Source organism: Luteimonas sp. 8-5 (assembly GCF_029763755.1).
Taxonomy (GTDB): Bacteria; Pseudomonadota; Gammaproteobacteria; order Xanthomonadales; family Xanthomonadaceae; genus Cognatiluteimonas.
This window is the reverse complement of record NZ_JARUVM010000062.1, coordinates 1-7,151: the sequence shown is the minus strand read 5'-3', so window position 1 is coordinate 7,151 and position 7,151 is coordinate 1. Positions and strand designations below refer to the sequence as shown.

The 7,151-nt window shown below is 69.6% G+C and carries 7 protein-coding genes and 4 tRNA genes; all 11 read left to right on the top strand.

Translation table 11 applies throughout. The features are described from left to right. Positions 1–1,466 (top strand): hypothetical protein (locus QAA18_RS08095; protein WP_279412427.1); only part of this gene is annotated, 1,466 nt, incomplete at its 5' end. Continuing rightward, positions 1,463–2,089, top strand: a complete 627-nt coding sequence (lolB, locus tag QAA18_RS08090) for a lipoprotein insertase outer membrane protein LolB (RefSeq protein WP_279412426.1) — start codon at positions 1,463–1,465, stop codon at positions 2,087–2,089. The genes QAA18_RS08095 and lolB, both read left to right, overlap by 4 nt. After that, a complete protein-coding gene (gene ispE / locus QAA18_RS08085; protein ID WP_279412425.1) occupies positions 2,086–3,006 on the top strand; it encodes a 4-(cytidine 5'-diphospho)-2-C-methyl-D-erythritol kinase in 921 nt (306 codons plus the stop codon). The genes lolB and ispE overlap by 4 nt, the downstream gene beginning before the upstream one ends. Continuing rightward, positions 2,969–3,045 (top strand) — tRNA-Gln (locus tag QAA18_RS08080). Before ispE ends, QAA18_RS08080 begins: the two co-directional genes overlap by 38 nt. An 87-nt stretch (positions 3,046–3,132) precedes the next feature. Continuing rightward, positions 3,133–4,092 (top strand): ribose-phosphate diphosphokinase, encoded by a 960-nt coding sequence (locus QAA18_RS08075; RefSeq protein ID WP_279412428.1) that lies wholly within the window; start codon positions 3,133–3,135, stop codon positions 4,090–4,092. Positions 4,093–4,174: 82 nt separating this feature from the next. Beyond that, on the top strand, positions 4,175–4,837 hold the full coding sequence (locus QAA18_RS08070; protein WP_279412424.1) for a 50S ribosomal protein L25/general stress protein Ctc: 663 nt from the start codon (positions 4,175–4,177) through the stop codon (positions 4,835–4,837). 51 nt (positions 4,838–4,888) lie between these two features. Beyond that, the gene (gene pth, locus QAA18_RS08065; RefSeq protein WP_279412423.1) at positions 4,889–5,479 is read left to right on the top strand and encodes an aminoacyl-tRNA hydrolase; all 591 of its coding nucleotides are present in this window, start codon (positions 4,889–4,891) and stop codon (positions 5,477–5,479) included. 102 nt (positions 5,480–5,581) lie between these two features. Next, positions 5,582–6,673 carry a redox-regulated ATPase YchF gene (ychF, locus tag QAA18_RS08060; RefSeq protein WP_279412422.1) on the top strand — a complete coding sequence of 364 codons (1,092 nt, stop codon included), beginning with the start codon at positions 5,582–5,584 and terminating at the stop codon, positions 6,671–6,673. 68 nt (positions 6,674–6,741) lie between these two features. Continuing rightward, a tRNA-Tyr gene (locus QAA18_RS08055) sits at positions 6,742–6,827 on the top strand. 29 nt (positions 6,828–6,856) lie between these two features. Next, positions 6,857–6,930 (top strand) — tRNA-Gly (locus QAA18_RS08050). 48 nt (positions 6,931–6,978) lie between these two features. Further along, a tRNA-Thr gene (locus QAA18_RS08045) sits at positions 6,979–7,054 on the top strand. The last annotated feature ends 97 nt before the right edge of the window (positions 7,055–7,151 follow it).

Genomic DNA, 7,151 nt, shown 5'->3' with positions numbered 1-7,151 from the left:
GCCGTGCCGCCAGCATCGCCCTGCTGTCCGGCGACGAAGCCGGCGCGGCGGCCGCCCTTGGCCTGTGGCGCGAGCGCGATCCGGCTTCGCTGGCCCTGCATTCGGCGGAAATGGTGCTGGCCCTACGCACTTCCGACGAAGCCACGGCCCGCGACCGCCTGGCCAGCCTGCTGGCAGCGCCAGGCACGGAAGGCTGGCAGCGCGCGCTGGGCGCAATGGATGGGGGGCGCGATCCGGAACTGGCGGCGAAACTGCTGGGCGAAGCGGTCGAGGAGAACCGGATTCCGGACCAGTTGCAGGCCTGGCTCGCGTTCGGCGGCCTGGCCCAGCGCCTCGCGCAGGCGGAGCTGGCCTCGCGCATCGTCGACGCCGTGATCGCCCGGTTCCCCGACGAACCGCGGGTGGCGCTGCTGCACGCAAGCCAGTTGCGCGAATCGGACAAGCCGGAGGAAGCGCGCGCGTTGCTCGCAGGGCTGGAAGCGACTGCGGCCGGGGATGCGGAACTGCGCTTCCTCGTCGCCGGCGAATACGACGCGCTCGGCGATGCGGTCGCGGCGGCCCGGGTGCTGGGGCAGGGTCCGCAGGACGACCGCACCTACCGGTTGCGCGCCTCGCTGCTGGCGCGCGCCGAGGACCGCGAAGCGCTGGGCACGCTGTACGAATCGCTCAAGCGCGACTCCTCCCGCCCCGATCCGCAGCGTCGGCTGCTGCTGGGCCAGGTCGCCGAATTCCTCGAGCGCAACGAGGAGGCCCTGCGCTGGTACCACGGCGTTCCGGGTGGCGAGGAGCGATGGCTCGCCGCGCTGCGCGCAGCCAACGTGCTGCACGCGCTCGATCGCGATGCCGAAGCCTGGGCGGCGCTGCACGCGTTGCAGGCCGAAGCCGATGCCGACGACGAGTTGCGCCGCGATGCCTACCTGCTGGAAGCGGAGCTGCGCAACGACGCCGGCGACGGCCCGGGCGAACTCGATGCGTTCGCCCGCGGGCTGGCGGCGTTCCCGGACGACAGTGCGCTGCTGTACTCGCGTGCGCTGGCTTGGGAGCGGCGCGACGACATCGCGCGCGCCGAGGCCGATTTCCGCCGCATCCTGGTGGCCGATCCGGAGAACGTCGCCACCCTCAACGCACTGGGCTACACGCTGGCCGACCGCACCGACCGCCATGTCGAGGCGCTGGAACTGATCGACCGCGCGCGCGTGGCCGATCCGGACAACGCGGCGATCGTCGACAGCTACGGCTGGGTGCTCTACCGCCTCGGTCGCAACGACGAAGCCCTGGTGCAATTGCGGCGCGCGTTCTCGCTGGGCAAGGATCCGGAGATCGCCGCGCACCTGGCCGAACTGCTGTGGGTGATGGGCCAGCGCGAGGAAGCACGGCGCTACTTCGAGGAAAGCCGCAAGCTCGATCCCGACAATCGCGCGCTCGAGCGCGCGCTGGAGAAGACCGGCGCAGGAGCCGGCGCATGAGTCGGAAACTGCGCGCAGCCGCTGTCGCTTTGCTCTCGCTGGCGCTGGCCGCGTGTGCCGGCCTCGGTCCGCGCCAACCGCTGCCCCCCGCGGCGCAGGCGGCGGCCATGCAGGCACAGGCCGCGCACGAAGCGGTGCTGGCCGCGCGCCGCGACTGGTCGCTGGCCGGCCGGGTCGCGTTGAGCAACGAGGGACGCGGCGGCAGCGGCCGCATCGACTGGCGCCAGCACGGCGATGCCTTCGAGGTCGAGCTGGCGGCACCGATCACGCGCAAGGGCTGGCGCCTGGTGGGCGCGCCGGGCAGCGCGTTGCTGGAAGGCCTCGATGGCGGTCCGCGCGCCGGCGCCGACGCGGCGGCCTTGCTGCGGCAGGCCACCGGCTGGGATGTTCCGGTCCAGGCGCTGGGCTACTGGTTGCGGGGTGCGCGGGCGCCCGGCAGCGAGTCGCGGCTGGAATTCGATGCCGACGGCCGCCTGGCTCGCCTGCGCCAGGACGGATGGGCGCTCGAATACGGGGGGTGGGCACGGCCCGATGCCGAAGGCCCGTGGTTGCCGGCGCGGATCACCGCCGAGCGGGGCAGCGCCCGGGTCAAGCTGGTGGTGGACGCCTGGGCGGTGCCGTGAACCCCGATCAAGCGCCATGGTCCGAATGGCCGGCCCCGGCCAAGCTGAACCTGTTCCTGCGCATTCCCGGGCGCCGCGCGGACGGCTACCACCTGCTGCAGACGGTCTTCCGGCTGCTGGAATGGGGCGACACCCTGCGGCTGCGGCCGCGCGTGGACGGACGCATCGTCCGCCACGGCGACCTCGCCCCCGGGACGGATGCGGAAGGCGATCTCGCCGTCCGGGCCGCGCGCATGCTGGCAGAAGAGGCGAACGTCAGCCAAGGTGCAGACATCTTCGTCGAAAAGCGCATTCCCTCAGGCGCCGGATTCGGCGGTGGGTCCTCCGACGCTGCCACCGCGCTGGTGGCCCTGGACGCGATCTGGGGCACGGACCTGGGCCTGGACCGGTTGGCTGCCCTGGGCTTGCGTCTGGGGGCCGACGTGCCCGTCTTCGTTCGCGGCGACAATGCCTGGGCCGAAGGCGTGGGCGAGCTGCTCACCCCGGTCGGGCTTCCCCCGGCCTGGTACCTGCTGGTCGACCCCGGGGTCCACGCTTCCACCGCGGAATTGTTCCAAGCCCCTGAATTGACGCGGGATGCCGCGCCCGCGACAATATCCGACTTCGCTTCGGCAGCTGTGGAACAGCATGCCCCGCTCGGCAACGTGTTCGAGCCGGTGCTGCGCAGCCGCGAACCGGCCGTCGAGGCCGTCTTCGCTGCGCTCGCGCGCGTCGGCCGGCCGCGATTGACCGGGACGGGCAGCGGCTGTTTCGTCGAATTCGGGGACCGCGCCTCGGCGCAGGCGGCATTGCAGGCGCTGCCACCGGGCCTGCGGGCGTGGGTCGCCGAGGGCGCGGCACGGTCGCCGTTGCGCGTGGCGCTGGAACGGTTTCGCCTGCAGGGGCGTCGCCAAGTGGCCCAAGGCACCGGGTTTTGATCCCGGCATTCGCAGGTTCGAATCCTGCCGCCCCTGCCAAACATCGCTGCATGCAATACCGCTCCACCCGCTGCATCCGCTGCATCCGCTACACCCGTTGAGACCAGACCAGGGCGCGACATGACAATGCAGGACGATCGCAACTTGCTGGTCTTCACCGGCAATGCCAACCGGCCGCTCGCGAACGAGGTCTGCAGGCAGCTGGGCGTGCGCCCGGGGCGCGCGCTGGTCGGCCGCTTCTCCGATGGCGAGGTGCAGGTCGAGATCGAGGAGAACGTCCGTGCCCAGGACGTGTTCGTGATCCAGCCCACCTGCGCGCCCAGCGCCGAGAACCTGGTCGAGTTGCTGGTGCTGATCGACGCGCTCAAGCGCGCATCGGTGGCCAGCGTGACCGCGGTGGTGCCGTACTTCGGCTATGCCCGCCAGGATCGCCGCCCGCGTTCGGCGCGCGTGCCGATCACGGCCAAGGTCGCGGCGTCGATGTTCTCCACGGTGCGCACCGACCGGGTGCTCACCATCGACCTGCACGCCGAGCAGATCCAGGGTTTCTTCGACATCCCGGTCGACAACGTGTACTCCTCGCCGCTGCTGCTGGCCGACATCTGGCGCCACCACGGCACGAAGGACATGGTGGTGGTGTCGCCGGACGTGGGCGGCGTGCTGCGGGCGCGGGCCATCGCCAAGCGCCTGGACGACGCCGACCTGGCGATCATCGACAAGCGCCGCCCGAAGGCCAACGTCGCCACGGTGATGAACATCATCGGCGACGTGTCCGGCAAGGTCTGCGTGCTGGTCGACGACATCGTCGACACCGCCGGCACCCTGTGCGCGGCGGCGGCGGCGCTCAAGGCGCAGGGCGCGACCAAGGTGGTCGCGTACTGCACGCATCCGGTGCTTTCGGGCGCCGCGATCGACAACGTTTCGAAGGCCGCGCTGGACGAGCTGGTGGTGACCGACACCATCCCGCTGTCCGACGCGGCGAAGGCCTGCGGCAAGATCCGCCAGCTCAGCGTCGCCGAGCTGCTCGCGGAAACCATCCGCCGCATCGCCTTCGGAGAATCCGTCAGTTCGCTGTACGTGGATTGACGCACACGGCTCCCCTGGTCGCGGGGGAGTCGCCAATGCCGCCGCGAGGCGGTCCAACGCAGTACCCAAAGTGAGCAAAGAAATGGCAAACCAGCACACCATCCAGGCCACCAGCCGCAAGGACGAGGGGAAAGGTGCGAGCCGCCGCCTGCGTCATGCCGGCCAGGTGCCTGCCGTCGTCTACGGCGGAAAGTCCGAGCCCCGCAGCATCCAGCTCGAGCACGAAAAGACCTGGCTCCTGAGCCAGAACGAATGGTTCTATTCGTCGATCATCGACCTCGAGGTCGACGGCAAGGTCGAGAGCGTGCTCCTGCGCGACCTGCAGCGCCATCCGTACAAGCAGCGGATCCTGCACATCGACTTCCAGCGCGTGGACGCCAAGCAGACGCTGCGCACCTCGGTGCCGCTGCACTTCGTCAACGGCGAGAAGTCGCCGGCCGGCAAGACCGCGGGCGTCGTGATCATGCACGAGCTGACCCAGGTCGAAGTGAGCTGCCTGCCGAAGGACCTGCCGGGCAACATCGAAGTGGACCTGGCCGACCTGAAGCCGGGCGACACCATCCACCTGTCGAGCGTGAAGCTGCCGGCCGGCGTCGAACTGCCGCAGCTGAAGCTGGGTGCGGACCACGACGTGGCCGTGGTGGTGGCGCGCATGGCCCGCGGCGAGACCGAGGAAACCACCGAGGACACCGAGGCCCAGTCGCCCGCCGAGGGCGGTGCCGCCGAAGAAGCCAAGGGCGAGTAAGCGCCTGTTGCCGGCGCGCCCGTCGCGGGCGTGCCGGCGCGCGCGTTCGAGATGGCGGGCCTTCGGCTCATCGTCGGGCTGGGCAATCCCGGTCCGGAACACGCCAGGACCCGGCACAACGCCGGGTTCTGGTTCGCCGATGCGCTGGCGGAACGCGAAGGCGGCCGCTTCGGCCTGGAATCGAAACTCTTCGGCGAGACCTGCAAGGTGCAGGTCGCCGGGCAGCCGGTCTGGCTGCTCAAGCCGGCCACCTACATGAACCTGTCGGGCAAGTCGGTCACCGCCGCCTTGCGCTACTGGAAGATCGAGCCGGAGGAAGCCCTGCTGGCGCACGACGAGCTGGACCTGCCCCCGGGCACGGCGCGGCTCAAGTTCGACGGCGGGCACGGCGGCCAGAACGGCTTGCGCGACACCATGCAGCTGCTCGGGCACGGCCGGTTCAAGCGCCTGCGCATCGGCATCGGCCATCCCGGCCACAAGGACCGGGTGACGCCCTGGGTACTGGGCAAGCCGGGCCGCGACGACGAGGCCGCGATCCTGCGCGCCATCGACGATGCGCTCGACGTGCTGCCGCTGGCGGTCGCCGGCGACTTCAACGAGGCCATGAAGCGCCTGAACACCAACAGCGGGAACAGGGAATAGGGAACAGGGAATGGAAGGTTCGTCCGCGCCTGGACCTCCAAGCCACCCCGATCCCGCCATTCCCCGTTCCCCATTCCCCGTTCCCGCTCTTAGGATTCTGAAATGGGCATCAAATGCGGCATCGTCGGCCTGCCCAACGTGGGCAAGTCGACCCTGTTCAATGCGCTGACCAAGGCGGGCATCGCCGCGGCCAACTTCCCGTTCTGCACGATCGAGCCCAACGTGGGCGTGGTCCCGGTGCCGGACGAGCGCCTCAACGCGCTGGCGGAGATCGTCAAGCCGCAGAAGTGCATCCCCACCGCGGTCGAATTCGTCGACATCGCCGGGCTGGTCGCCGGCGCGGCGTCGGGCGAGGGCCTGGGCAACAAGTTCCTGGCCCACATCCGCGAGGTCGACGCGATCTGCCACGTGGTGCGCTGCTTCGAGCACCCGGACGTGATCCACGTGGCCAACAGGGTCGACCCGATCGCCGACATCGAGACCATCGACACCGAGCTGGCCCTGGCCGACCTGGAGTCGGTGGACAAGGCCCTGCAGCGCGCCGAGCGCTCCGCCAAGACCGGCGACAAGGACGCCAGGGCCCGGGTCGAGGTGCTCGCCCGGGTCCGGGCCGGGCTGGACGAGGGCAAGCCGGCGCGCGCGCTGGGCCTGTCCGAGGAGGACCGGGCCCAGGTCCGCGACCTGTTCCTGCTGACCCTGAAGCCGGTGATGTACGTGGCCAACGTGCTCGAGGACGGTTTCGAAGGGAACGCCCACCTGGACGCGGTCCGCGCCCGGGCGGCGGGCGAGGGCGCCGAGGTGGTGCCGGTCTCGGCCGCCATCGAGGAGGAGCTGAGCCAGCTCGAGGACGAGGACCGCAATGCGTTCCTGGCCGACCTGGGCCTGGAGGAGCCGGGCCTGAACAGGGTGATCCGGGCGGCCTACAAGCTGCTGGGGCTCCAGACCTACTTCACCGCCGGGGTCAAGGAGGTCCGGGCCTGGACGGTGAAGGGCGGTTCGACCGCGCCGCAGGCCGCCGGGGTGATCCATACCGATTTCGAGAAGGGGTTCATCCGCGCTGAAACCATCGGTTACGAGGACTTCATCCGCTACCGCGGCGAGGCCGGGGCCCGCGAGGCCGGCCGCCTGCGCCTGGAAGGCAAGGAATACCGGGTCCAGGAAGGGGACGTGCTCCACTTCCGGTTCAATGTCTGACCGTTGACAGCAATGTGCTCCCGCGTCAAAATCGCGGGCTGTTTCACCGGCTTTGACCCAGAACGACCGGAGGGATACCCAAGCGGCCAACGGGGGCAGACTGTAAATCTGCTGGCTTACGCCTTCGGTGGTTCGAATCCACCTCCCTCCACCAAGAAAGTGCAACAGGTTTTCCCTCCCGGCGCGGGAGTAGTTCAACGGTAGAACCTCAGCCTTCCAAGCTGATGGTGCGGGTTCGATTCCCGTCTCCCGCTCCATTGGACTGGCAACACGCAACACAACCTACGCAACACAAAAAGTTCCACGCTCACGTAGCTCAGTCGGTAGAGCACCTCCTTGGTAAGGAGGAGGTCGATGGTTCGATTCCATTCGTGAGCACCACCACACAACGTCAGCGAGACAGGCAGCCATGGCAAAGGGTAAGTTCGAGCGCACCAAGCCCCACGTGAACGTGGGCACGATTGGTCACGTTGACCAC

Bases quoted from the DNA above. Each gene is read 5' to 3' on its own strand.
- lolB (WP_279412426.1), top strand. From the start codon at position 1,463: ATGAGTCGGAAACTGCGCGCAGCCGCTGTCGCTTTGCTCTCGCTGGCG.
- QAA18_RS08075 (WP_279412428.1), top strand. From the start codon at position 3,133: ATGCAGGACGATCGCAACTTGCTGGTCTTCACCGGCAATGCCAACCGG.
- QAA18_RS08070 (WP_279412424.1), top strand. From the start codon at position 4,175: ATGGCAAACCAGCACACCATCCAGGCCACCAGCCGCAAGGACGAGGGG.
- pth (WP_279412423.1), top strand. From the start codon at position 4,889: ATGGCGGGCCTTCGGCTCATCGTCGGGCTGGGCAATCCCGGTCCGGAA.
- ychF (WP_279412422.1), top strand. From the start codon at position 5,582: ATGGGCATCAAATGCGGCATCGTCGGCCTGCCCAACGTGGGCAAGTCG.